Genomic DNA, 26,324 nt, shown 5'->3' on the forward strand with positions numbered 1-26,324 from the left:
TTTTCTGTTCAATAGTTTAGGTTGATTCGTCGTGCATCCTTTCATTACAACCATTGGTGGAATTTCCGTATGTACCAGTTTTTAACCGCTTGCGTGAGCAAACAATAACTGGTGAGGATCAATACCAGCCATGGGAAATAGGCAAATGGAACAGGTTGCAGCCTCAGTGCTGCTGCAAATGGAGTGAACGGAAGTACAATGCCAATGAGCATGATAATAGAAGTCAATGCCACCACCGGTGCAGCCGCCCAGCTTTGTATGAAAGGAATTTTACGGGTTCTGATCATGTGCACGATCAATGTTTGGGAAAGCAGTCCTTCTATGAACCATCCGCTCTGGAACAACGATTGGTGTTCCGGCAAATTGGCTTTAAAAAAGAAAAACATGAGTGCGAAAGTAGTGTAATCGAATATGGAACTGATGGGTCCGATGAAAACCATGAACCGGGATATACCTGAAGCATCCCATTTTTTGGGCTTTTGCAGGAACTCTTCATCCATCTTGTCCCAGGGGATGGATACCTGCGAAATATCATATAAGAGATTCTGTACCAGCAATTGTACCGGCAGCATGGGCAGGAAGGGGAGGAAAGCACTGGCTCCCAACATGCTGAACATGTTACCGAAATTACTGCTCGCAGTCATCTTGATGTACTTGATGATGTTTCCGAAAGTTCGCCGGCCGTAGATCACCCCTTTCCTTAATACCATCAGGTCTTTTTCCAGTAAAATGATGTCCGCACTTTCTTTGGCAATGTCCACCGCTGTATCTACGCTGATGCCTACATCTGCGTCTCTTAAAGCTGCCGCATCATTGATGCCATCGCCCATGAAACCAACTGTATGGCCTTTTGCCTGTAATACTTTTACCACCCTGGACTTTTGCATGGGGCTCAGTTTGGCCAGTATGGCTATATCATCTATCTGGTTCTGCAATGCTTCGTCGGTCATTTTTTCCAGGTCGCTGCCCAGCATGATCCTATCGAAAGAAATACCTACATCGCGACATATCTTCTTGGTCACCACTTCGTTGTCTCCGGTAAGTACTTTTACACTTACACCCAGTTTCTGCAAGGCTTCGATAGATGTTTTGGCAGATGGTTTGGCCGGATCGAGGAAGCCGATGAAGCCGGTCAGGATCATGTCTTTCTCGTCTTCCACAGAATAGGTGAGCGCCCTGTCATCGAATTCGCGGATGGCTACCAGTAACACACGCAGTCCTTCTTCGTTCAGCCTTTTGGATGTACTCAATACAATGGAGCGCATCTCTGCATCCATAGGGATCACCCTGTCTGATTCTATATGCAACTGCCTGTTTTCACCCGGATCAAAAGCCCTGTTGCACAGGTCCAGCATTTCTTCCACAGCCCCCTTGCAAATGAGCAGGTGTTTGCCATTGCGCTGTTTCAACACAACCGACATGCGCCGGCGCTGGAAATCGAAAGGTATTTCATCTACTTTCAGGAAGTGGTCTTCCACTTTTAAATAATCGTGAAGTTCTACGTGCTCCAGCACAGCCAGATCCAGCAGGTTTTTCAAACCTGTTTGGTGATAACTGTTCAGGTAGGCCCATTTCAATACTTCTTCATCTTCTTCTCCAAACATGTTCAGGTGGCGTTCCAGTACGATCTTATCCAGGGTAAGCGTGCCTGTTTTATCGGTGCAGAATACATCCATGGCGCCTATGTTCTGGATGGCATTCAGGCGTTTAACGATCACTTTGCGTTTGCTCATATTCACGGCGCCTTTGGCCAGATTGGCTGTTACAATCATGGGCAGCATTTCAGGTGTTAACCCAACGGCCACAGCAATGGCAAACAGGAGCGCTTCCATCCAGTTGCCTTTCATCAATCCGTTGATTACGAGGATGAGCGGTACCATTACCAGCATGAAGCTGATGAGCAGGTAACTCACTTTGTTCACGCCTTTATCAAAACTGGTTTCTGCTCTTTTGCCAATGATCGATTTGCTTAATGAACCAAAATAGGTTTGGTTGCCGGTAGTTACCACTATGGCAGTGGCTGTACCACTCACCACATTCGTTCCCATAAAGCAAATGTTATCCAGTTCCTGTGGCGACTTCTTATCTGCATCACGGATGGGAATATTTCTTTTTTCTACGGGCAATGATTCACCGGTAAGCATGGCCTGGCTAACAAACAGGTCTTTCGATTGGATAATACGGCAATCGGCAGGGATCATGTCGCCGGCAGAAAGCAGGATGATATCACCAGGCACGAGGTTTTTGATATCGACTTCTGTTTTGCCTTCCGGCCGCCTGATCACGGTGGCCGTGGTTTTTACCATGCTCTTCAATTGTTCTGCTGCCCGGTTGCTCCTGTATTCCTGTACGAAACGCAGCAGGGAACTCACCATTACCATCACACCCACCATGATCACCGTTTTGTATGCTTCTTCTCCCGGCTTGGCCATCCATACATCCATGATGAATGAAATGATGGCAATCACCACCAATATGCCAATGAACGGGTTCACGAACGCCTGCATCAATTGACGGAACCAGGAAGGAGCTTTTTCGTGCTGCACTTCATTCAAACCAACGGTTTTGAGCTTATCGGTTACCTGTGCATCGCTCAACCCGGCGTTGTTACTTTCCATGATATGGAAAAAATAGTCGCTGTCGTTGCTGCTCACGAGCTTGAGTTTCTGAACAGCGCCTTCGTTGATCCCATTTCCATTGATAGAAAAATGAAACCTGTTCCTTATATTATCTTTTACAGTGGAGAGCATGCGATTATTTTTTTGTTTTTTTCTTACCTATGACATTCAGTACGATCATAACGAACAGCAATGTTGATAATGCGATAATGCTATACTTCAATACTGGTATATTGTTCATCGGATGTTTGTACCATGCCAGGTTCATATCTGTTAAGAATATCAACACGGCTAACAGTACGATGGCTTTGAACCAATCAATGTGTGTTTTCATTATACATCAGTTTGTTGTCCTGTAACCTCCCAGCTTACTTTCGTAACATCTCTTTCGATGGTGAGCCGGCTGGCTACTTTTTCTATCAATACTTCCTGTGGCGACAATGTTTTGATTTCAGCGGCGATGATGGCATTGGACGGGTCACCATTGTCACTGCTGGTCAGGGATCGCAACAGCAGCCTGTCATCATTACCCAGGTACTGCATGAGCAATACCCGGATATGGTTTTCCACTTCCTGTTTGCATTTGATGGTAAACAGGTATTCTGTTTGCGTATCTTCCGATGGAGTGAATGTGAATTTGCTCAACCTGTTGCCCAGAGGCCGCAACAACAAGTGTGTGAGTACTACTGCTGCAGTGAGCACTATTGCCTGAATGGGCAGCCCTACTCCGGCGAGTGAGCCTACTGCTGCGGAGCACCAGATGGTAGCGGCTGTATTCAATCCCTGAACACTCATGCCGTCTTTCATGATCACACCTGCTCCCAGGAAACCAATACCCGTTACAATTTGTGATGCCACACGGCTCGGATCGCCACTGGAACCGGTGAGCGAAAGCGATAACAGGATGAATGCAGCAGCGCCTGTACTTACCAGGGTATTGGTTCGAAGGCCGGCGCTTTTTTGGCGCCATTGACGCTCAATTCCAATAATAGCACCCAATACATGGGCCAGGGCGAGTCTTAAAGTAAAGTCGAAAACGCTCATTGCTGTTCATTTGTGCAGTCATCATGCTCCAATGCTGCACAGCAAAAGCGGGGCAGGTTAGGAGTGGTGGCTACCGTTTAAAGAATAAGGGTCTGCATCCATTTGTGGTCAATTTGTTTTTGACAGCGCAAAAGTAGTTAAGCCTTGATAAAAAGGCTGTTAGAGCGCTTTTAGAAATTTATTAGAAAAAAATTAGAGGTTATCTCAAAGAATGGAATGACTTTCCCGGTTTAGGATGGTTCTCTTGTTGGACTGGTTAAACATGCTTGAAAGTAACGACAAATGTAGTGCCTTCTCCTTCTTTTGAATGCACCGTAATAGTACCATTGTGCAATCCAATGATCTTTTGCGTTAAAGGAAGACCGATGCCATTGCCATCGGTAAATTGTTTATTCTTTCCCCTATAAAAAGGGGTAAAAATATGTGCCAGCTCATCGGGTGGGATTCCTATACCTGTATCGGTAAAATGCAGGATCACATGTTGTTGATCGTACGAGATAGAAGCAGTACATTGTTTATTCGCCGAGAATTTACAGCCATTTTCCATTAAGTTGCTGAAAGCAGCTTTCAGCAGGTATTCATTGCCCTGCACTGAAACGAAATCATCGTTTTCGATCTCTTTTTCAAAACGGATATTGATGCTCACATCGGGCTGGTTGTGCAGCACATCGTTACGGGCGTCGAGCAGTACCTCGTCTATCCGCAGTTCTTTGAACGCTATTTCGGTTTGATCATAACTGGCTTTTGCCAGGTCGAGCAGGCTGTTGGAAAGGCGAATGATCTTTTTGGTATCACCTATAATATGTGTGATCGCCGCTTTGTATTCTTCATTGCTTCTTTCTTTCGATACAGTCAGTTGCAGCTCTGTAAGCATGGCAGTCAGCGGCGTTCTCAATTCATGGGAGATATTCGATACAAAATGTTTCTGGGCATCGAATGAATTCTCCAGGCGGTTGAGCATTTCATTAAATGTAATGGCCAGGGAGGCGATCTCATCTTTCCGGTTGCCCTCGGCCACCCTGAAATCGAGGTTGGTGGCCGTAATGGTTTTCACCTTGTCTACCATTGCGGCTACTGGATTGAGTGATTGACGGGCCAAAAAACGGCCTGCCCAAAAGATCAGCACAATGGCGCCTACGAATACCACCAGCAGGGTATTGCGTAAGGCCGCCAGTTTGGCCAGTCCATTGCCATCTTTGGCCGTGGCAGTGATTACATAAGTATGGTCTTTACGCGTATAAACGAATGCCACCACCTGCATGTCTTTTACATAGAACCGGAGCTCTTTCTGTGCAATGGTCTGATCAATCATGTCCCGGGTCTCTTTCACTTTATCGATATCTACCGCATCGTGGTACAATAAATGAAAACCTGTATCATAAATAGCTACTTCTTCCTGGAATAAAGGATCGGATGTGTTCTTGTAAATCAACTGCAATACGCCCGGATCGATTTTCGTATCAAACAGCAGGTTGGCTTTGATGGTAGCTTGTTGTTTGAGCCTTTTATAATATTCATCTTCCCTTGTTCGGGAGAAAGAAACATATACGATCAGGGCAAAAGCCAGCAAAATGGCCGCTGTTAGCGCAGTGAACAATAATGTTAGCCTGGTCCTGATCTGCATATTACTCTTTTTTGAAGATGAACCCGAGTCCCGATTTGGTATGGATCAATTTGGTATCGAAATCTTTGTCGATCTTTTTTCGCAGGTAATTGATGTACACGTCAATGAAATTGGTGCCGGTATCGAAAGAAGTATCCCAAACCTTTTCTGCGATCTCTGTTCTGCTCAGCACCCTTTCAGGGTTTTGCATCATGTATTCGAGCAACTTCAATTCTTTTGGCGTCAGCTCAATTTCTTTGTTGTTTCGTTTTACAATTTTGGTATGCATGTTCATTTCTATATCGGCATACCGCAATATGAATCCCTGCACCTGGTTATTGGAAGCGCTTCTTTTCAGCAATGCCCGTATCCTTACCAATAATTCCCGCAGTTCAAAGGGTTTTACCAGGTAATCGTCGGCGCCGGCATCAAATCCTTCTACTTTATCGTCGGTGGTACCAAGGGCTGTGAGCATGATAATGGGCACATCGGGCTTAACGCGCCTGATCTCTTTGCACAGGTCAATTCCATTCAGGTTGGGTAGTATGATATCGGTGATAATGATATCGTATGACCTGTTAACAGCCAGTTTTTTTCCCATCAAACCATCATAGGCAGCTGTTACTTCAAATCCCTGTTCTTCCAGCCCCTGCTTGATCAATGCTGCAATACGCTGGTCGTCTTCTACCAAAAGCAACTGAATCATGTTCGCCATTTAATGAGCACAAAGGTAATTTTAAAAAGACTTCTCTTCTTTGAGGAATTCTTTTTTCACTCCTTCGAGCAGGTCTGACTGCAACAATTTACCATCGCCGCGGGCATAGCTTTGCAAAGTGGCAAACTGCACGGCATTCAGGATGGAAGCGCCTGTCAGCTCGAATTGGTCGGCCAGTTCAAGGAGGTTCACAGAGCCATCGTGTTGCAAGCCTGCGGGCATTGTTTTTTTCCAGAGATGATGCCGTTCGGCGGTATTGGGCATGGGGAAGTGTACCACGGAGTGGAAGCGGCGCAGGAAGGCTTCGTCGAGGTTGTTCTTGAAGTTGGATGCCAGGATGAGCAGGCCGGGATAGTCTTCCACACGTTGCAGGAGATAGCTCACTTCCTGGTTGGCGTATTTGTCGTGCGAACTTTGTACACTGGTTCGTTTGCCGAAGAGTGCATCGGCCTCATCGAAAAACAATATCCAGTCCTTGCTTTCCGCTCTTTTGAAAACGGCTTCCAGGTTCTTTTCCGTTTCACCAATGTATTTACTTACAATTTGTGAAAGGTCGATGCGATAAACATCTTTGCCGAACTCTTTACCCAGCAGTGCGGCTGTTAATGTTTTACCCGTTCCGGAAGGGCCGTAAAAAAGTACGCGGTAACCGGGTTTGATCTTTCTTTTCAAATTATTGTCTTCAGCAAACCGGTGATGGTGATTGAGCCAGGTACTGATGTCTTTTACCTGTTGCATGGTGCGCGGATGCAATACCACATCGTTCCATTCCATGGCCGTAACAATTTGTTTGGCAGGAAAATCGAGTCCATAACGCGGTGCCGACTCACGACCGAATAAGATGCGTTCTATATTTTCCTGCGGCAACACGATTCGCCCGCTCATTACCGGTTCGCCTTCCTTGACCGGCTCCAGCCATAAAATGCCCTGGCGGTAAAAGAAATGCGTTTCACGGAAAAGTTCCTGTAGTTGCAGCCGTTTATCAACGTCATCACCGGCTATGATGAACTGGATCGTTTCGCCGGTAGGCAACATGCCTCGATGATTAGCCGCTTTTACGCCGCCAAATTCAGGAAAATCGCCACCGGAGGGCAGGTGTGTTACGATCAGGGATTCAAAAAAATTAGGATACACATGCGGCGCCAACGTTAACATGACCACGAGCCATTCGGTGTATTCCTGCAAGGGGATAAAAGAGAGCCAGCCTTTATTCGGTGGTTCATTTTGATATTGTTCTTTGAGCCAGGCAACCGGGTCGAAAGAGCCATTGTCGAAATACGCCTGCAAACGCAATCCGATCAAGGTTTTGCAATGATCCATCGCAATCCTCAATGATGGGACCGTATTGCTATGGTTTAACTGGTAGATCACAGGTTGTATTTTACGTTAAGATACTGCATTATGTTCTAAAGTGCTATGTACAATGATCCGGATGTGGGGGTTAGGTTGCGGCGCTTTAATAATTGTTGGCTGACTTCATCGGGCTCATAAATAACTGGTTTCCAACAGTTGGCTGACTTTATGGGCTTCATAGGCTGAGATATTATTTCTTCTGTTGTTTTTTAGGTGATGGGGAAGCAGGGGCTTTCGGCTCCTGGCAATCAATGTCTATTGTGGTATTGAAAGGATCCAGGGCATCACTCAGGGCATTGGCGGCAGCAATACGACTGGCATCTATACTGTTATGCAAGGGGAGGAGCGCATCGCTCAATCCCTGGTCTGTATGGCACGCAGTTACCGTAAATGGTGTACGCACTGTTCCATTGTAGGTATTGAATGCCGCCACATGCTGTCTTTCGTGCGGCATCAATACGTTATTGATGAAATGTTGTACGCGCAACTGCTGACAAGGTGTGAGTCCGGGCGGCATAACAGGTGGTGCAATAACCGGATGCGCATGGAATACCGAGATCATGACACCACTCATCGTAGCACAGGGAGCAGATCCACAATCACTGCAACCTGTTGCGCGGGTGCTGGTGGCATTGGCTGTTGTAAAAGTGCCATGATCGTAATTGGCGGTGGTTTGTGCGCTCACATCTGCCGAAGTGCCATTATTGGTTTTATTATCGGTAAGCGTTCCCTTACCTGAAACCGGCCTCAAAGCGGTCTTATCATCATCTTCATGGATCACCGGGTTTACTTTTCGCATGATGGCTCCTGCCTGCTGTACCACATGCGTTAATTCATGTGCAAGCAGTTTTTTCCCTTCGTATGTATCCGGTGCATATTGTCCTTCTTTGAATACAATATGGTTGCCTACAGTATAGGCTTTTGCATTGATGGCTTTAGCAGAATCGGAAGCTTCCTTTTCCGTATGAATGGCCACCTGGCTGAAATCAACGCCCATCCTTTGCTGGAAGAATTGCTTTGTAGAAGCAGGGAGCGGGCTACCTTTGCCATTGAGCGAATGGACATAAGAAGCCGCGCCGCCTGAGGCAGTAGCGGCCCCATCAGCTTGCCGGTGCAGTTTTTTATCATCGTCTTCTTTTTTATCCGTTTCGCGATGCACGGTTTTATCCTCTTCTTTCTTATCATCGGTCATGCGCTGGGCCTTTTTTTCTTCATTCTCACATTCAGCACATTTTCGTTGTACTTGTTGTGTTTGCGGTTGTGGTTGGAAAAATCCATCATGATCAGCGCCGCTGAAAAAACTTTGCTCCTGGGTATTCTCTTTCTTAAAGAACTTACCCTCATTGGCAGTGATGGATCTGCGTCTACGTCTTTTAAAAATGGTTGCCATATATTTAAAATTTATTTAGAAAATCCAATTTACACTTGACAATCCTCTTCTATATGCATTTATTCTGTTCGATTGTGCCTGGGTAGGACTCAGCGCACTAATAACTTCCGGATCAAAAGATAGAACGTCAGTTCCAAAAACTTCGGATGCAAGTGCTCTTTCCATTTGACGATAATATGTATAACCGCTTGCTGGCCTTCTTGCTCTTAAAACATCAATCATATCTCTTGTTACAGTCGACATATTTACAATGAAATACTGGGCATCAGCATCAGTTAAGACCAGATTAATATTAAAGCCTGCATTTTCAGGCGGGTCAATACTAACATTAAACGTTTTTTGTTTGGTAGGGTCCTCAACCCATTGATTATTTTGATATTTCATTGCCCCGGCTTGTGCTGAATATCTATTCGGGAACAAAGAATTATAAATAGGCCTGTAAGTTATTGAAGCCCGTAGCCAAACGGGCAGGCCCGAATTGTAATATCCTTTCAAATCGGTTTCCAAAGCATCCTTGTACTCATTGTTGATCAAAGTAGGTGTAGGAATTAAATTAGAGTCGGCGGCAATACCACCTACTTCTCGGTTCAGTATATGGAACCTTACCCACCTACTACTTAACTGCAATCCTGTTAATATCCTCCATGCGTCTACCAAATTCGCATCCGATGGTTCGGTTCCATCAGCATGGTTTTTAGGTATGGCAACCCCAGCAGCTGTTGTACCACCTCTGTAAACATATCTTGCAGAAAATGAACTGGCTTTAGCATTTAAGAATCCGGGATTGAATTCGGCAGCGGGAACCATTTCTTGTGTACCACCTGGTTCAATTTCCTTTATAACGCCAATGATTTCTACAATCATTTGCGGAATCCTCGGATTTGAGTTGTTTGCTGCTTTGGCGCTATTCATTAATGTTTGCAATCCTTGGAGTAAATTCCTTCCATGTGTGATCTTTCCTAGTTTAGTATTCTTATCTGTGGTAGTCATAGTTGATGACGCAGTAATAGCCGCTTCCTGTTGGTTAAAGAATGTAGCAACGTCCACAGGAGAACTTTCAATAATCAGTGTTGGTGCTTGCCCGGAATCTCTTATATATATGGTATGATTTGTTCCACTATCCGTAGCAAATCTTTCCCTGAATCCCAACCAATCAAGCACTGCTGCTACCGCACTTCTTCCCGCAGCCATCAATCGGTCGAATAAAGCGAAGCCTGTATCCACAGCCCGGTTCACCAACCAGGTCACAGCCCTGTCAACCAATTGTCTTGCAGCGCCTATGAGTTCAGCAATGCGGCGTCCCACACCACTTAAGCCCACTTGGTTAGCAAGGAAGCCTATGACGATGGGCATGGCCCTGTCGAGACTGTTTTCCAGGAAGTCTGCCGCACGCCTTGTATTGCCACTCGCTATTTCCACTACGCCTTCTACGAATGAATTCACCACTGTAAGCATTTCTCGCAGGTAACGGATGAAGGATTGTACAGCTCTGTACAAAGCAATCGCGCTGTTGATCACAGCCATGATACCCGTAGGGTCCAGCATACTCAGCAACCTGGTTACCACACGGTTTACGATCTGCTCCATGATCCAATTCTTCACAGCATCCAATATGGTATTCCACAGGTTACTCAATTGCTCCTGTATCTTATCCCAGATGGCGGCAATGCCTCTTTCCTGTACATCTCTGATGAAAGTCCAGATGCCTTCCAGCGTATTGATCATGCTGCGTATGCGCGCTACACGTTGTGGTCCTATCCGCGGATGTTCCGATAATTTCTGCCAGATGGTTTCCATGCTCAATCCCAATACCTGCAATACCCAACTGATGATGCCCCGCAGGGAGAAGTCTTGCGGCGCGGGCACATTCGCGTCACGTAACTCGCTCATCAACCAGCCCGTGAGTCCATTCAACAAATGCCTGAGGATATTATTGAAGAACTGTGTGAATCCTTGCTTGATGGCGCGCAGCAGGTTTTTGAGGAACCCTACCGGATCGCGCTTGATCATTTCAAAAGCCTGCATGGCTTTGGTGATGATATTGCTGATGAGGTCGGTGGGGAAATTCATCACCTGCAATATCACTTCCACCACGATCTTCACAATCTCTACCACAAAAGCAACGAGCCGGCCGATGGGCTCTCCGAATGTAGCCACGATGCGCCTGAAAGCATCGATCGGGTGGATGAGATCGTTCAGGCTCATGGAATGCCAGAGATTGATGAACAGTTGTACAATTCCGGCAGGCGTCATGTTGAGCCGGTCAACCGCCGCATTGATGCGTTGCGTGGTTCTGTCGATGGCGCCTGATTCTTTCAACTGGTTGAACTGTTCCAGTCCGCCTTCCATCAGGCTCATGAAACCACGGATGATGTTTTCCATCGTGCGCGGAACGACTTCATCGGTGAACGGATCTTTGCCAATGATCACGGTGAGCAACTGGTATCCGCGCACTGTTCTTGCCCAGTTCGACAACCTGCGCAACAATACTTCTTTGATGAAACGCAATATCACCACTGCTGTATCGCGCACGAAATTCCATACCTGTTGTATCGGCGGTGCGAATATGTTGTAGATACGATTGAAGGTATCGATGGGATGCATGAGGCTCTCGATGGACACAAAATCCCAGATCAATGCAATACCTGCTCGTATCTGTTCATACGCATTACTGAATACCGTTATGCCACGATCGATCCATGCTGCGATCCTTTGGAAAGTACCGGTATCCTGCATCTGCCGCCTATGCTCTCTTCCTTCTTCGCCACCCAGTTCCAGTAATGCATTGAGGATATTCGTTCCATTCTTCGCTACCTGCTGGTGTGTGATGGGGTCTTCACCCAGTATCACACAGAGCAAGGGGTAGGCTGTTGTATGATTGCGTACAAAGGAAACCAGTTGGTTCAACAGGAAGCGCTTGACAATAGAAAGTAATTCGCTTGCGGCGTTCTCGGCAAAACGCACAATGCTGCTGATAGTGTCGTGGATAATATTGCCAATGCGTTCAAATACGCGTTGCGGACTGCCCAGGTCGTCCAATGACAAGCTTGACCAGAAGTTTTCAATACTGGTAACAATGCGGTGTACAACAGACACGAGGTTGGCTATCTGCTGATCTACCCAAGCTTCCGCATCGGTGAGTGCACCCAATTCTTCCAGTTTATGGTGCAATAACCGGCCACCCGGCATAATGTCGAATGCCGCTTCTATAAAATTATGTCCGTTCCTTTCTACTACTTCATTGGTAATAGGGTCTTCACCCAATACCACCCGCAATGCGCGATAACCCGGTATGGCCATCGCAAAATCGCGTGCCTCTCTTAACAGGATGCGTTTACCGGCTTCGAGTCCTTGCGATACAAGATCGCCCACAGCGTTCGATACGGTTGACCATGCATCACTCAACCAGGAGCGTTGTAGTTTGGGTGCTGCTGTTTTCAACTGCACCGGAACAGGCGTGTGTTTTTCTTCTTCCTCTTTGTGTTCTTCGTCTTTCTGTTGTAACGGTTCTTCTTTCGCCTGCACAGCGGCAGGTTGAACCACAGGTGGTGCATGTGTTAACCGGCCACTCTCATTCACCTGCCAGTTACTCAGCGGTTCCTGTTTGGCTTGCAGGTGTACTTCTTCGGTCATCTCTCTTTCAGGCTCGGGGCCGTCCTGCATTTTTCTGTTTACATGGAATAATTCCTGCCGCAGTTCGCGCAATGTTTTGGGTTTGCTTTCTGCGGCCTGTTCGCCTGCACCCAGTTCTCCGTTCTTTATCATCAATGGATCGAAGAAGCCTGTCCAATTGGCAAGGGGATGATCTTTTACCTGTACCTGCCCGCCAAGATTATCTTCACCGGCCGTATTGCCGTTAACGGTTGTAACGGTATCGCCGTTTGATTTTTCAACAATGGCATAATGTGAGAATGCATTTCGATAGGCAATATCACCTGCTTTCGGGTGGTAGCCGGGAGGGTAGGCGGCATTCAGGTCTATATTATGACCGCCCAGTATCCAGGGCTTCAGGGGCACGCCGCCTTTGTGGAGCGACCAGAACACAAATATGCCACACCAACTGGGCATGGCATCTCTTTGATAAGGTCCGCTCGCAGGGCGTGGATTAGCGGGCGGCAGTCCATTAACCCTTCTTTGTTTCTTTATATCCTGTTCCGCAACGGCACCCTGCACCATGGCAGCGCCTTGCGGCAATACTTTATCGGCGCCCAATGTTGTTTTGAAATATTCTACCAGCCTTTCCCAACCGGTACGGTAACCATCAGCCCCTTCTTTATCGGCATTCACTTTACCTACTTCCGATTTGGCTTTGGCTACGGCATTATTCAATTGTGAAGGAACAGGCCGGTCAGACGCTGTTCGTTGTAAGATGGGTTTGCGCGCAACAGGATGCGCGTTGGATGCAACGGATTTGCTGGCGCCTTGTTGGATGGTATGCGTTAATTCATGAGCAAGCAACAAACCGCCTGCCCCTGTATCGGGTGCATATTTGCCGGCATTGAAATAAATATCGTTACCGTGTGTGAATGCCTGTGCCTGTATATTACTGCTCAGCGATTCTGCTACGGCGCCGGTATGAATGCGTACTCCGCCGAAGTCGGCGCCAAACCTGGTTTCCATGAACTGGCGGGTAGAGCCGGGCAAAGCGCTGCCTCCTCCTTTGGAGTGGGTCAGTTGTTGTTCAAAACCTGTTACGGGAGTTGGCGGTGCGCGGCCGTGTCTTTGCAGTAAAGCGGTTTGTATCACTTCAGCATCGGAAGTAGTACCTTCTTCTTCCTTACATTGTATGGCTGTTATAGCCGGTGTTTCCAGTTTGGGATGCAGTTCTTTTTTATCGTCGTCTGCCGCTGTTTTTCGCTGTACTTCGTTGTCTTCCTGTTTCAGTTGAGGTGTTGCCGTATCGGGTGCGCGCATCACATGGTCTGCTACGGCATCGGCTTCTTTTTCCTGTGGGTCATCCGGACTGCTAACAGATAATTTTGGTTGTATGAAACTTCCACCGTTGAAAAAAGAAGGCGCTTCCGCTTTCCTGAAAAAACTACCGCCAGCTCCTTGTTTAGGAGCTGATGACGCGGTCTTTGATGTTTTTTCAGCAGTTGAGAACATACGATCAACACAGTTTATCAGTCATTCCATTCCACCACCAGCAACGATTGCATCCAGGCTAATTTGATCATTTTAATATTCCAGGGCAGATAATCCAATAGCATATCGTAAGATGATGTTTGTACTTTCAGACGCCATTGATCGCCTGCCATTTGCAGCTTGCCTTCCCTTTGCAGGAAGGATTCACGCAAGCCTGCAACTGAAGTGTTTTTCAATACCTGCCAGTTGGTAATCACCGCCTGCAACAATTCAGCTGCAGCTTCCTTATCGGCTGTTGTAAGCTGGTATTTCTGAGGAATGGGGTCTTGTGGCTTCAAGCCGCATAAGAGTTTGGGTAATACCACTTCAAACTCTTCGAACTCATTTTCACCAGTAACGATATGTTGTAACAGGGTGATGGCCCTGGACACATTATTGATCTGGTTATCATTCAACAATCCGAGCTTATCGAAAAATCGCCCAAGATAGGGCGCTACGATTACCAAACCGGCATTGTTGATGTAAATGGTGTCAGCTTCGGATAGCACAGGCTGATTATCCTGCGTTGCATTGACAGCGGCAGGAGGTTGTTCTTTTTGCTGTGTATCGGTTTCCGTCTTGTCTGCATTAGTTGCCTGTTGAGATGTTGACCCGGATGATGTTGTTTTTTCCCTGCGCAGTTCTTGTGTCATAAGTGCTTTAAAATCCTTGTTGTTTAGTTCATCAATAAGTAGTTTCAGCGTACCTGTTTCTTTGTGAAGGGTGCCTTTTGGTAATACTTCTTCCAATTGCGCTTTTACTATTTTCGCCAACTGTTCGCTCATTGCATTAGGTGACTGGCTGCTTCCTCCCGAAGGAGTAGAGAGGAACTGCAATATAGATAACCGGATATTAACGCGAAATGATTGTTGCTGATCTGTACGTGCTATCCATTCGGTGATATGCTGCAAATCATTATACCATGCGTTGAATATTGTTTGTGAACCAGACAGTATATTGATGAATTCCCAGAAATACGTTTCATGGAACTGTACGGCCACTCTTTGACGTGCCTGTGTTTCCTGTATGACTGCCTGCAATTGCGCTTTTTCGTATGCCGGTAAAGAAGCGGAAAGGTTTTCCAACACAAAGGAATGCCAGTTTCCTGTTCCGGTAAAATGGCTCCACCAAGGCAGGTATCCGTTCCGGAGATAGAAGATCAGCAGTTGTACGAATTTCGATGCAGGTGTTGGCCGCGCACTTTTATTCTTTATTTTTCTGGCAAGTGCTTCGTTGAGTCCCTCGATGATCCGTTGTGCCAGGTTGTTTTCCATATCATTGGCATCAAGTGTGAACTCCAACGCCAACCGGTCGATAGAGATTATTTCATCATCTGGACTATAACGGTCGAATAATGCCTCCAACTGCGGCAATAATTCCTTGCGCAACATGTTTTCCGTTGTTCGCTGCAAAGCAATACCATCGGTGTTACCGTTATATGTGATGTCGAGGAACTGTTTCCCGATGATATGTTTGCCTGCATGCATGGTTAAATACTCAATAGTGGTATATATCCTGCCAGGATATGCGTGTACAATGGTTTAACGGTGGTTTCTTTATTGGTGGTTACTCTTTCCTCTTCTGCCTTCACATCATTCAGGAAGAGGTTGAATTCCGGTTGCAACTGTTTTTTCTGATCGGCTGTAAACTGCCTGGCGACTGCATTTACCCTGCCCAGGTACTCATTGAGTTGTGTGAAATAAGTATTGGTAAGCACTTGTGCTTTATCCATATCTGCCGGCTGTATGCAGGCGATATAGAAAGCGATGTCTGTCAGTATCCTTGCCAGTTCCATATTCTGCAGCCTGCTGTTCGTAAGTTCCAAATAAGGTATCACCAACATCCGTATCCAGTTGGTCATGGAAGTTACCGTATTCATTTGCTGAAAGGCTTTCAATTGTTTATCGGGTGCGCCCATTGCATCTATTCCTTTCAGGTCTTTAAAGAAGGGCACAATGGCTGTGGTAAAGGCTTTCTGTGTTGCCTGATCTAGCAGGCGCGCATTCTCTGTTGTATTCAAAGTATTGAATGCAGTGATCGCATTATTCAGCGTATAACAAGTTTTTACAACAGGCAGCACGATCTTAACTGTTTGCGTAGCCGTAGCGGCACAGGAGCCATTTGAAACAGTAAGTGATACGGTATAAGATCCTTCTTTCTGGAAATCATGTGAAGGATTGGCTTCGTTGGAAGTTTTGCCATCGCCGAAATTCCACGCCACAGTTCCGGTAGCAGGTACAGAAGTATTCCTGAACAGTTTCAGAGAAGGAGTGGAGCCATTGGTAACAGCAAAACTTGCTTTGGGTTCTGCATAAACGGTTACATCCGTTCCTTTTGATTTACCGGCAGTTGCGTAGGTTAACGTTAGTTTTTTCTGGTCTGCTCCCTGCAAGAGTACATTGGCTGGATTGAACATGAATTTACCGGCGGTATCCTTTGTAATACCTTCTCCACTAACCGTTCCACCTGCAGGCGTACCGGTTACTTCTACCGGCTTATCATTTGCACAGAAGCTGTTTTTGGGAATCGTGATGGTAAGATCGGGCGTGGTAATGGTTACTTTTTTAGTGACTTTCTCTGAATTGCAGGCGCCGTTGACTGCAATAAGACTTACATTATAATCGCCGTCTGTTCCAAAATTGAAGACCGGTTCTTTTTCCGTAGCTGTTTTGCCGTTACCGAAATCCCAGATCCATTTATCGGCAAAGGCAGAAGACTTATTAATGAAGCTGGCGCTGGTGCCATTTATCTTCACATCAAAAGCGGCAACCGGTTGCTGGAACACATCTACGGCTATTGTGACCGTTTGTTCATTGATGGTATACGTGAGTGTAATATGCTTCTCTTTATCTGCCGGAGCCAATTTAATGGCGTTGGGAGTAAAGCCGTATTTGTTATTGTTGTCTTTTGTAACACCTTCGCCTGTTACTTCACCACCTGCTGGAGAGCTATCGATGGGATAGGTTTTGCTGTCACCCGAACAGAAAGTAGTGGGTGTAATATTTATTTTCGGTTGAACAACCAGTTCGTTTACAGTAAACAACACAGGCGGACAATCTGAGCAACAGAGGTAAGGAAGATAAAAATCTGCAATCACCGTATAATTGGCCAGGTTTGATAATACTTTGTCGAGGTCGATTTCTTTTTCATGCGTAGTGTCGAGCAAGGTATGCAAGGCTTCCAGTTGCTTTTCGGTGGCGATCTTGAATTCATCCGGAGCCATTTCAACCGGCTCTTTCTCTATCGTTTTTACCGGCGTCTTGTATATGTTGCGGCTGCCTCCTATATACCTCGATCCCATGGGAATATTGCCCAGCAAATCTTTTATATGCGTAGCAACAGAATATTTTTTTTCAACAGCGGTTCGCATGCCGGCGTTTTCTGCCAACATCACTTCTCCTTTTGCAATATCTATTGGCGTGTACCCAATAGGCTTTTCATGATAAACCAGGATGAAAGTGCCCCCAACCGGAACACCGGCTTTGTGTTGAATGCCAGGGTGTGATTGGATGAAATAGCCGAACTTCTGGAGCATCATCACATATACCCATCGCAACAGGTAATCCCTGTATAAAGTGTCTATTTGTTTCTGTATGCAAACAGCAATCAGTTGATCGATGTGCACCAATGTCTGGGCTCTTTCTGCAGAAAGGGCGCCTGCTGCATTGGTGATCTGTACCCTGATCCTTTCAGCGGTAGCAAGCATTGCAGTATACGCCGTATCGAAATGTGCCTGGTTGAAAGTTCCCAGCGTAAGCGTGAGTGTATCGACCAGTTTACCCATGCTCAGCAACAAAGCAAAATATTGTGTGTATGCATTCTCATACATCGCCCTGTTATCGTAACTGTACATCATATACTCTGCCGCTGATATTCTTGCCGTACGGGCATAGTATTGTTCAAACTCATAACCCAGGGTACCGGGCTTCACTTTGAAAGTGGGGTCGCATTTTTTCAGGAGCGGGAATTTGGGCGCAGCCGGTTGCACGTCTGCTGCGGCTTTTGTAATACTGATGTCGTAGTAATATTTTGCTTCCTTACATAAGGTGCAGGTAAGCTCGGCCGATAAAGTATCGTACAGAGCTTCCAGGTCCTGGAATTCACAATCGCACTGTAATTGCTCTGCGTATTGTTCAATGAGTTTCGATACGGTATCCATCTTACCCAATGATTCCAGCGAGGTTTTCAATGAATTGATATCGGCACTCAAAGCAATCACATCGAAGGGAAGACGATACTGGTTACGAATACCCAGGATGGTTCTCAGTGCAGTCTTGTAAGGCTGCCCGATATGTCCTTCTATTCGCAAAAAATTGTAAGGCTCCAGGTCGTAACGCAAAGGGTTTTTCGTATAGTCATCGTTCGCATATTCATCTGCATGATAAGAAAGTATCTCCCGGGCGCTGCTTTCCTGGCTGAGTTCCAGGCTCCATGCTTCGTATAACTTATCCTTGCCCTGTGCCACCTGATAATAAAAGGGAATAGATTTTTCTGCCAGTTCTATATTACCCAGCCTGCTGGGTGTAATGCGTATGGAGGTATGGATGCTTCTTTTCACCAGCATTTCATATTCCAGTTTCCAGGAAGCGCCAAAACCGCCTTTTGCAGATAAAGAGATGAAAAAGTTCTGCAGCATCAATACCATTCTTTTGAACAACCATCGCAGACGAACGGTTTGTTTGCAATGACAACCGAGAATCGGAGAGGGGATGAAGTAAGTTCTGTATTGACTGGAAATGGCGCCTGCATCGTGAATGGCGAGGTCGAGCAATAAATGTAAACGGAACAGGTTGTGATCGGGTGAACACATGCTGATGATCTCCATACCTGTTTCCCTGAGTTCTTCATAAGCCAACACCAGATCGGAAAACAGGTCGTAATAGTATTGCAGGTTGATCGCTTCTGTTTGATTGATGGTTGTATACAAAAAGGCAAACTCTTGCGAGAATTTGGCAAAAGGGTTCGTGCCATACAAATCTTTCACCAGTGGCGATAATAATTTGTAGGTTTCAATAAACGCATTTTGCATGCTGCCGATAAAAGCAGGGGTGAGTATTTTACGGTACTCTTCCAGCACTTGCCCCGATGATCGCAACTGGGTAGCAATGATATTGAACCGGTGCATCTTTAATATGGGCAGGGCGAGATAAGCAGCAGGTGTGCTTCCCGATGCTTGCTGGCTAAGCCATTTATCTGCCACGGCTTTGATAACTAGCAGGGGTTTGAACGTAATGGTGACTTCTTTCCCTTTGTCGTCGCAGGAATTGGGATTGCAGTTCTTGGCGTTCTCTTCCAGCAACTCCACGTATAACAACACTACCTTATCGGCCAGGTAAGCAGCTGTAAGCGATGTGGTTTTCTCTGCTACAGCCGATTCCACCAGCTCGTCCAGGTCGAACAGTTTCTTGCTCTTATCATCGGGCTTTATGTCTACAAAACGCTCGTAGTATTTTTGTTTGACCGGATCATAGGCTTTGTATTGCGTGTACGTGGTTTCCGGAAAAGAAACCAGGTATCCGTCTGATGTGACGCCGCAGCCTTTGGTAATGGTTAATTCGGTACCTGAAGTATTTGTTCTCGCTTCCAGTCCGCATACAATACCAATACCCAGCAGGTTGGTCCTGGTGATCCTTTCCTGCTCTTCCAGGTAACCAAACAGCTCATTCAGGTTGCCGGAGGTGAGCAATTGGTCGGGTACAAATTCCGGATAGTTGAATTGCGTTTGCTGCATAACTATTTCGTTTAAATGATGGTCTGGTTTAAATAAACACGGTTCTGATCATCTCCATCAATACAATCATGAAGCGTGGCTTTGGGGTAGACGCTCTTTAAATGGGAGAATTCATCCAACAGGTCTTTCAGTTGCTGGTGCAGGTCTTTTGCGTCGGGCGCTGCTTTTGCCAGTGCTTTCTGCCAGGCGCAATACAGTTTTTCAAATTGATCCAACTGCTTACCTGTTACCCAGCATATCTTCAATCCCAGGTGCGCGGGTATTTCCATGCGGATGGTGGTTTCTGCAAACCGCCTGAATTCGATGCCGGAGTTGGCCAGTCCTTTCTCTCCGTTCATTACAATGGTGAGGCGGAAAGAATAAGGGTCTTCCTCGCCGCAGAGTTTGCAATCGGGTGGAATACAGATTGACAATAAGGGATCGCCTTGGGGGAAGTCTTTACCGGGCTTGTTCCGTGGACGTAACAACAGATGTTCAACAACCAGTATTTTCTCTGCCAGCAACAGATCGTTCACAAAAGCAACGGTAGTATCGATATATGCTACGCCATCGGCCTTTTTGCTGAAAGGGGTGGGGTTCTCTGCGATGGGTTCTTTTTTGCCGTTCAGCAGCGTAAGTACCCACTGCTTGCTTTTTCGCACATCGTAACTGTTCTTATCTGTGAGATAACCGATGAAGGAATTGATTTCTTTTTTGGCTTTATTTACGGCATCTTCCCGGGAGTCGCTGCTGTAATCGGTTTTGCCAATTAAATACACCAGTCCGTTCTCATCTTCGAGTTGCCATTTCCGGCTGGTTATTTTTCCCTGCGCATCGGTTTCTTCGGCAAAAACAATATAATCGTCCAGCTCTTTGATACCCAATAATTGTTGTATTCTTTTCTTCAATCCGGCTATATTGTTATCGGTGCAGATATTGCCCGCGTCTTTATAGTTATAGGCTCTTGCCCTGTTGCTGCCGGTAACAGGTATTCGTTCAATGAAAGCGATCTTATCATTGATGAGTATTTTGTCGGCGATCTTTTTATTATCGGTATAAGAATACAACATCAGCGCATAATCGTTGAACTGTTCGCCGAACCTGGCCATCAGGTGGTCGAGGAAACGGTTGCGCCTGTTGAGGAAAACGGGTTCGGTTTCCGAGAGCGCTTGTAAGTTCGCAGCATCAATGGTGTATATTTCATCGATGCCGTCTACCAGGCTGGTGCCGATCGTTTTAGAGAAATAAGTACGGCTTACCTGGTGGTCTACAGAAAAAAGATCACTTACATGACGCAACTGTTCAAGATAATTCAGCAATAACTGTTCAAAGAACAACAGGTAAGCTTTGAGTTGCTGGGCTTGCGCCTTGCGTTGCAAAGAAACGTTGACCGGTAATTGCCGGTAACCCACACCATAGGTGGCGGGCAGTGAATATTGCAACGGGTAATAATCTCCCAACTCATAATAATGACCCGGAGGTACAGGTAAGTCATTATCGCCAATTGCAAATTTCGGCCGCTGGTGATGGCCTTCTATCACTTTCAACGTATCCTGCAATTCCAGTTTATCGGGTAAAAAGGGAAGTCCATTTTTAAATACCAGGAACTTGGAGCCTGTCAGATACAAACGCGGCTGGTATCCTTTATCTACGGGTAGTACCCATTGTTCTCCTTTTAACCGGTTGCCATCTTTATCGTAAGGCGACAAGATCAGGTTCCTTACAGCCAGCACGCCGGGGATATTCATCAATATGGCAATGATATCAGATGCATACAATGATTTTTTCAATTGGGTAGACGCTAATTGGTCGTCTTTAATAAACCCGCTGCCGAGGGGAGGGCCATTGAAGATGGTATCCACTGCGTAGCCCGCAGCGAGCATTTCCTTGAGGGAAAAGAATTGTATATCCGGACTGAAATATTGGTCTATCTGGTAATAGGCTTCGGCCAGTATCTTCTCAATATCGGCATCTGGCGTTACATCGAGATCGGCGCAGATGGCAATGTCTTCCGTTTCAACGGCATCGATGCTGCAAAAATCTTCGCAGAGGTTACGATGTGCCTGTAAAGCATTGGTAGCCTGCTGTAATGCAGTATCGGCCAATACTATTTTAGCAATGTATTTTCTCAGGATGCCCTGGCTGGTAGCATCACTGATGGCATTTTGCAAATCGGTAACGGTCAGCACTTTGCCATCAGCATCGCTGTTCAACCATACGGTGAAAGGAATATCCCGCATCACCATCGATTTGCCACCATTGATGATGGTAAACGTTGCATACAAAGGATTGCGCAACCCTTTGTACAGATCGGCCTGCGGAATGTTCAGGTTGTCTTTCTTGTTGCCCGAAATGAATTGTACATGGATGGTCATTCCCGCTTCGTGTTGCAATGCCAGGAGGAATGTTTTAGTAGCCGCGTCTTTCATCAACGCCTTGTAGGAAGGCAACCGCATTTCAATAGTAGCCGTTCCATTGTTTGCCGCGATATTGAATGGATACAATATTTTGCCACTGTTGAGATCGCCCAGTACAAGGTCATCTTCAAATTCCAATTGCACATCGTACATGCCTTTTATAATGATGGTATGCTCGGTGGCGGCATATTGCAATGCACTTTTTTTACAGTTGGCATAGAGAAACATATCATCGCACGGGCAACACATGCATTGCAGCCAGGCGTTCTTGATGCCGGGAATATCGATGAGCAGTTTTCTGTAATCGGCTACTGTCCAGGGATTCACCGTTAATATCTCCCGCGCTGTAAAGAAAGCCTGTTCGGCAGGATCCATTTTTTCGCCCGGCGGTGGCGCCAGCAGGTCTTTGATGTTCAAAGCGGTGCGATAACCCAGGTCGGTAATGGCATAGGAGAGTAGTTCGAGTATGGTAATGCCCGGGTCGTGGATATTGTAATCTGTCCAGTATTGACTGCCCAGCGATTCAATATAGTCTAGTCCCACTTGGCGCAGCAGCCGGTAGTCCTGGCCTGGCTCAAGTGTTGGGTTCTTTGCTATGGTAGTGTAATCTGCCATGTCTCAATCCTTTTCATGGGTTAGTTTGTTATACTCGTCTTTACAGATCGTTATCTTGTTTGTTGCCGTATCATCGGGTATTTGATGCACCAGGTGTTTGTCTGCCGGCACCGATACCAGGATGGATATGGCCATGGAAGCCGTTATCTCGTCTTCATCTGTAAGTGTTGCCTGGTTGTCTTCGGTGAGGTGATACATTTTTACATCGGTGATATAATCCACGTAATACTGGCTTTCAATAAAATTGATGAGCACCGATTTTTCTATTTTACCTCCAAAGCGTATATCATCTGCTTTACCATAAGCCCATGGGCTGAGCAATGCAGTAATGCTTTCTTTCAGCAAATTGCTGTAGTAGCTGAATTCATAACCGGAAAATAATTTCAGGTTGAACTCCAGCAACACATCTTCAAAAACAGGGTTACAAACATTCAACTGTACATGACAGGATATCCTTTTTTGCAGGAATTCTTTTACCTGGTCGAGCGTATCGGCATTGGTATAGGGTCGCAAAGGGTTGATGTCATTGCGGTTGACGAGATCGGGTATGGTGATCACTGTAACATGTCCGGGCGCTACTTCGTTGTAATCTTTGTTGATGTATTTGGTATGGTTCAGGCATTTAACGCGGTGTATTTCCGGAAAAGCTTCCAACACCAGCCGTTCATAATCCCAGATGGTAATGGCCCTGTCTTTATGCCGCAGCCTTTCATTCACCCGCATATAAAAATGAGTGCTGGTCTCCACCGGTTTGCCACCGAAAGAAGGGTAGGGCTGACTGATCTTTTTCACATCAGATACCGGGTCTTTCAATTTTGAAATGGTATTGGCCGGCAACGCATTGTTGAGAAAATCAGGCGCGTTGTGCTGGTCTGCAAAGCTGACCGCAGCTGCTTGCGCAGCAACATGTAAGAGCTTGCATACAGCAGCCGGTTTATTGGGCGGTGAAACCGATGCTTTCAGCCAAATTAATCCGGTTGGCATCATGGTGTGTTGCAGTGTGGCGTCTTCCGGTATCTGAAAGGAAATAATGCCCGACTGCCGGAGGCTCCTGGTTTGATCAACAACTGACTGTTCATCAAATGGTTTCCACTGGTTATTGCGCAAATAACTCCAATGGATCAATGTACCCGTAACAGAGAGGGTAGGATCGCTGGTGCCTTCCATTACCTGAAACAACACATTAACGCTTTGCTGTGGCTTCAGGTCTTTTAACCCAATGAAAAAAGAACCGTTATCTGCTATATGATCTTTGGTTTCTTCTGCGTGTGTGAATTGCGGAAGAAAATCAAGCGTTGCATTTTTGTTCAGGTAGGCGTGTTGCTCGCTTTCTCCAAAAGGATAAAGATGGAAATAGCGTGCTGTTCTTTCATTGTAAACCGCTTGATCTTGTTTGTTCAATTGGCTGTTGGTAGAAGCGGTATAGCTTGCATAGAGTGAGCTGATCATGGGGGTGTACGGTGCAACGGGTGGTTGATCGGTGATGGTAGGATTTTTGGCCAATTTAACCAGGTAAACGATCCTCTGATTTTGGTAAGCGTCGTTGCCCAAATCATTGTTCAGGCTCAATCTTAAGAAACCTTTATTACTGCTGCCGTTATAAGGTTGATAAGTATCTGCATAATCCACAATGGTTTCATCTGCCAATGGAATGGCTTTGCCACTTGCATTGGTAACTGCTACTTTTGCCGTGCTGCCATTGAAAATGGAAGTATCCAGGTCTTTGGTCCAGACACCTTTCGCCAGGTGTCTGAATGCTGCACCTGGCGCCGTGCCGGCGGGAAAAATGATCTGTGTGCCATTGGCCGGAAGATTTTTCCATTCAATATTCAATACAACGGCTGCATTCTTTTTACAGAATAATTCTTTATTACCAATGAATATTGAAGAGCCTGCTTTTGGCAAAGCGCCAAAAGGTTGAAAAGGTTTGGAAGTATCTACCAGTCCGGCATCATTGGCTACCGATAATTGTTTCAATCCGCTTTGACTATACGTACTGCTATTGCCAACGGATACGGACACTTTGATATCTTCTATTTTCAATCCACTCAGCGAATCGTAATAATAAAACATGTCATCGCCCTGGTTGAGATAAACTTTCACTACCGGCAGGTTACAATTGAATGAGCCGCCGTGAACAGCTGCCACATAATTGGTGATGGGCGGTTCATTGCCGTTCAACATAATATGAACGGTATAATAGGCTTTACCCGAACTGTTGGTGTTACAAAATATTTCATAGGTTTTGATCCGATACCACCCTTTGTCAGTAGTAGCGTAACATTCAAAGGCACCGGTTTCGGATATATCCTCGTAAGTGCCGCCGGCAAACTGCATGGTGAGGTCAATTGCCCGTTCCCCTTCCGTAAGGTAGAGGTAGTGCGAAGCAACTGCAAATCCCACTTGCGCCCGGGGCGTATCGATGGATTTCAGTTTGCCATCTGCGTAGGTCTTGATGAAAAACGGATGCCATTCTTTATTGAGCGATTTCAACTCTGCACCTTTTCCATCCTGTGAATTGGCTATGGCTGCCGCAAAGAGTCTTCCTTTGTTGTTGATCTTACCTGTCTTATCATCTGCATCGCCTTTGTACACATTCATCAATGCTGCGATGGACGCTTTATTGAATGCTGTGTCTTTATCGAGTGCGTAAAACAATTCTTTTCCCAAACTGTCTTTACCTGCTTTGAACAAACTGCCTTTGGCAAGCATGTATTCATTTGTCTGTTTGGCCAGTTCCATTACCAGGTGTACATGATCGGGTATTTCGGCCCTGGGCACGAGCGACAATACTTCCTTATAATAAAAGTCGAGATGGCGTTGGGTAAGTGTATTGATGCCTGCTTTGGCGTATTTGAACAGCTTCAGAAAAGTCAGGAACAAAGTATAATGTGGTGCATGACTGCTCCAGTTACTGAGGGTTTGTAACAACAAATGCTCTGCATCGCTGATGATACGGGTATAGGCTTTGAGGAACTGCTCGAAAATGCCGGTGAATAAATTATGATTCACCGCGTGGTGTATCTTCTGCCAGGGTTCCGTACCTGTTCCGAATATTTCTGTATTCGCAGCCAGACCGGCAGCCTGGTAATAATCATTGAGTGTGGCAGCGCCATTCAGCCAGGCGGCTGATAGCTGGTCATTTGTGAGAATATGAGAAGGGCTTTTTACCTGTTTATTCAAAATGATCCAGTCAGGATAAGTTGCTTCTTTCACAAGACTGGCTATTGATGCGCCTTTGTACACTGCCAACAATTGCGTGAATTCATTTTGCAATTTGGAGCGCACCAGGTTTTGGATGGTTTCCTTCAATGGATTGCCATCGGGTAATTTTGCAGCCGCAGCATCTATCGCCACACATAAAGTAAGTATGCCACCGAATAACCCGTTGAAAGTTTCTTTCAGCAGATCGGTCTTCAGTTTGTTCTTATCGGCCCTGAGTACATCAAATTTTTCTTTGAAACTGCGCCTGTATTCGTCTATATCCTGTATGGCGATAGTGCCAAGCACAGCCGATATATCTGAGGTGAAAAAGGACTGCCAGTTGCCATTGGGCTGGTTGGTAGTATCAAAATATTTGATCCATTGCGCGAACTGGCTGGCAAATACGATCCATTCTTTATAGTCGCGTTCTTCCACCAGCACATAGCCGTCTTTCAGGGCTTCGGGCATGCGTTGCTGCTGGCCGGTGCCATTTCGCTGTAAAGGATTTTTATTGTCGCAACTCATAATTTA

Annotated in this window: 12 protein-coding genes; all 12 read right to left on the minus strand. The window is 46.0% G+C overall.

Annotated features, from left to right (window positions below; translation table 11 throughout):
• Positions 1-44: 44 nt before the first annotated feature.
• The gene (gene mgtA / locus BLU98_RS15440; RefSeq protein WP_092726451.1) at positions 45-2,750 is read right to left on the minus strand and encodes a magnesium-translocating P-type ATPase; all 2,706 of its coding nucleotides are present in this window, start codon (positions 2,748-2,750) and stop codon (positions 45-47) included.
• Between the two features lie 4 nt (positions 2,751-2,754).
• The gene (locus tag BLU98_RS15445) at positions 2,755-2,952 is read right to left on the minus strand and encodes a hypothetical protein (protein ID WP_092726455.1); all 198 of its coding nucleotides are present in this window, start codon (positions 2,950-2,952) and stop codon (positions 2,755-2,757) included.
• Positions 2,952-3,662: an MgtC/SapB family protein gene (locus BLU98_RS15450; protein WP_092726458.1), complete on the minus strand. Its 711-nt coding sequence runs from the start codon at positions 3,660-3,662 to the stop codon at positions 2,952-2,954. The genes BLU98_RS15445 and BLU98_RS15450 overlap by 1 nt, the downstream gene beginning before the upstream one ends.
• Before the next feature lie 256 nt (positions 3,663-3,918).
• Complete coding sequence (locus tag BLU98_RS15455) at positions 3,919-5,286, minus strand: ATP-binding protein (protein WP_092726460.1); 1,368 nt, start codon at positions 5,284-5,286, stop codon at positions 3,919-3,921.
• Position 5,287: 1 nt separating this feature from the next.
• Positions 5,288-5,971, minus strand: coding sequence for a response regulator transcription factor (locus BLU98_RS15460; protein WP_257575042.1), 684 nt, complete (start codon positions 5,969-5,971; stop codon positions 5,288-5,290).
• A gap of 30 nt (positions 5,972-6,001) precedes the next feature.
• The gene (locus BLU98_RS15465; protein WP_257575043.1) at positions 6,002-7,351 is read right to left on the minus strand and encodes an ATP-binding protein; all 1,350 of its coding nucleotides are present in this window, start codon (positions 7,349-7,351) and stop codon (positions 6,002-6,004) included.
• Positions 7,352-7,523: 172 nt separating this feature from the next.
• Entirely contained in the window at positions 7,524-8,723 is a 1,200-nt protein-coding gene (locus tag BLU98_RS15470; RefSeq protein WP_092726465.1) for an eCIS core domain-containing protein, read from the minus strand.
• Positions 8,724-8,738: 15 nt separating this feature from the next.
• Positions 8,739-13,829 (minus strand): eCIS core domain-containing protein, encoded by a 5,091-nt coding sequence (locus BLU98_RS15475; protein ID WP_092726467.1) that lies wholly within the window; start codon positions 13,827-13,829, stop codon positions 8,739-8,741.
• Positions 13,830-13,846: 17 nt separating this feature from the next.
• Positions 13,847-15,334 carry a contractile injection system tape measure protein gene (locus BLU98_RS15480; protein ID WP_092726470.1) on the minus strand — a complete coding sequence of 496 codons (1,488 nt, stop codon included), beginning with the start codon at positions 15,332-15,334 and terminating at the stop codon, positions 13,847-13,849.
• Between the two features lie 2 nt (positions 15,335-15,336).
• Complete coding sequence (locus tag BLU98_RS15485) at positions 15,337-19,578, minus strand: PKD domain-containing protein (protein ID WP_092726472.1); 4,242 nt, start codon at positions 19,576-19,578, stop codon at positions 15,337-15,339.
• An 11-nt stretch (positions 19,579-19,589) separates the two neighbouring features.
• Positions 19,590-22,589, minus strand: coding sequence for a baseplate wedge protein (locus tag BLU98_RS15490; RefSeq protein WP_092726474.1), 3,000 nt, complete (start codon positions 22,587-22,589; stop codon positions 19,590-19,592).
• Positions 22,590-22,592: 3 nt separating this feature from the next.
• A complete protein-coding gene (locus tag BLU98_RS15495; protein WP_092726476.1) occupies positions 22,593-26,318 on the minus strand; it encodes a baseplate J/gp47 family protein in 3,726 nt (1,241 codons plus the stop codon).
• Positions 26,319-26,324 lie beyond the last annotated feature (6 nt).

This window comes from Hydrobacter penzbergensis, assembly GCF_900106985.1.
GTDB classification, from domain to species: domain Bacteria; phylum Bacteroidota; class Bacteroidia; order Chitinophagales; family Chitinophagaceae; genus Sediminibacterium; species Sediminibacterium magnilacihabitans.

What these genes read in the sequence shown, in the direction of transcription:
- mgtA (WP_092726451.1), bottom strand. Translation starts at nt 2,750, where the DNA reads ATGCTCTCCACTGTAAAAGATAATATAAGGAACAGGTTTCATTTTTCT.
- BLU98_RS15450 (WP_092726458.1), bottom strand. Translation starts at nt 3,662, where the DNA reads ATGAGCGTTTTCGACTTTACTTTAAGACTCGCCCTGGCCCATGTATTG.
- BLU98_RS15470 (WP_092726465.1), bottom strand. Translation starts at nt 8,723, where the DNA reads ATGGCAACCATTTTTAAAAGACGTAGACGCAGATCCATCACTGCCAAT.
- BLU98_RS15475 (WP_092726467.1), bottom strand. Translation starts at nt 13,829, where the DNA reads ATGTTCTCAACTGCTGAAAAAACATCAAAGACCGCGTCATCAGCTCCT.
- BLU98_RS15445 (WP_092726455.1), bottom strand. Translation starts at nt 2,952, where the DNA reads ATGAAAACACACATTGATTGGTTCAAAGCCATCGTACTGTTAGCCGTG.
- BLU98_RS15460 (WP_257575042.1), bottom strand. Translation starts at nt 5,971, where the DNA reads ATGATTCAGTTGCTTTTGGTAGAAGACGACCAGCGTATTGCAGCATTG.
- BLU98_RS15455 (WP_092726460.1), bottom strand. Translation starts at nt 5,286, where the DNA reads ATGCAGATCAGGACCAGGCTAACATTATTGTTCACTGCGCTAACAGCG.
- BLU98_RS15490 (WP_092726474.1), bottom strand. Translation starts at nt 22,589, where the DNA reads ATGGCAGATTACACTACCATAGCAAAGAACCCAACACTTGAGCCAGGC.
- BLU98_RS15495 (WP_092726476.1), bottom strand. Translation starts at nt 26,318, where the DNA reads ATGAGTTGCGACAATAAAAATCCTTTACAGCGAAATGGCACCGGCCAG.
- BLU98_RS15480 (WP_092726470.1), bottom strand. Translation starts at nt 15,334, where the DNA reads ATGCATGCAGGCAAACATATCATCGGGAAACAGTTCCTCGACATCACA.
- BLU98_RS15485 (WP_092726472.1), bottom strand. Translation starts at nt 19,578, where the DNA reads ATGCAGCAAACGCAATTCAACTATCCGGAATTTGTACCCGACCAATTG.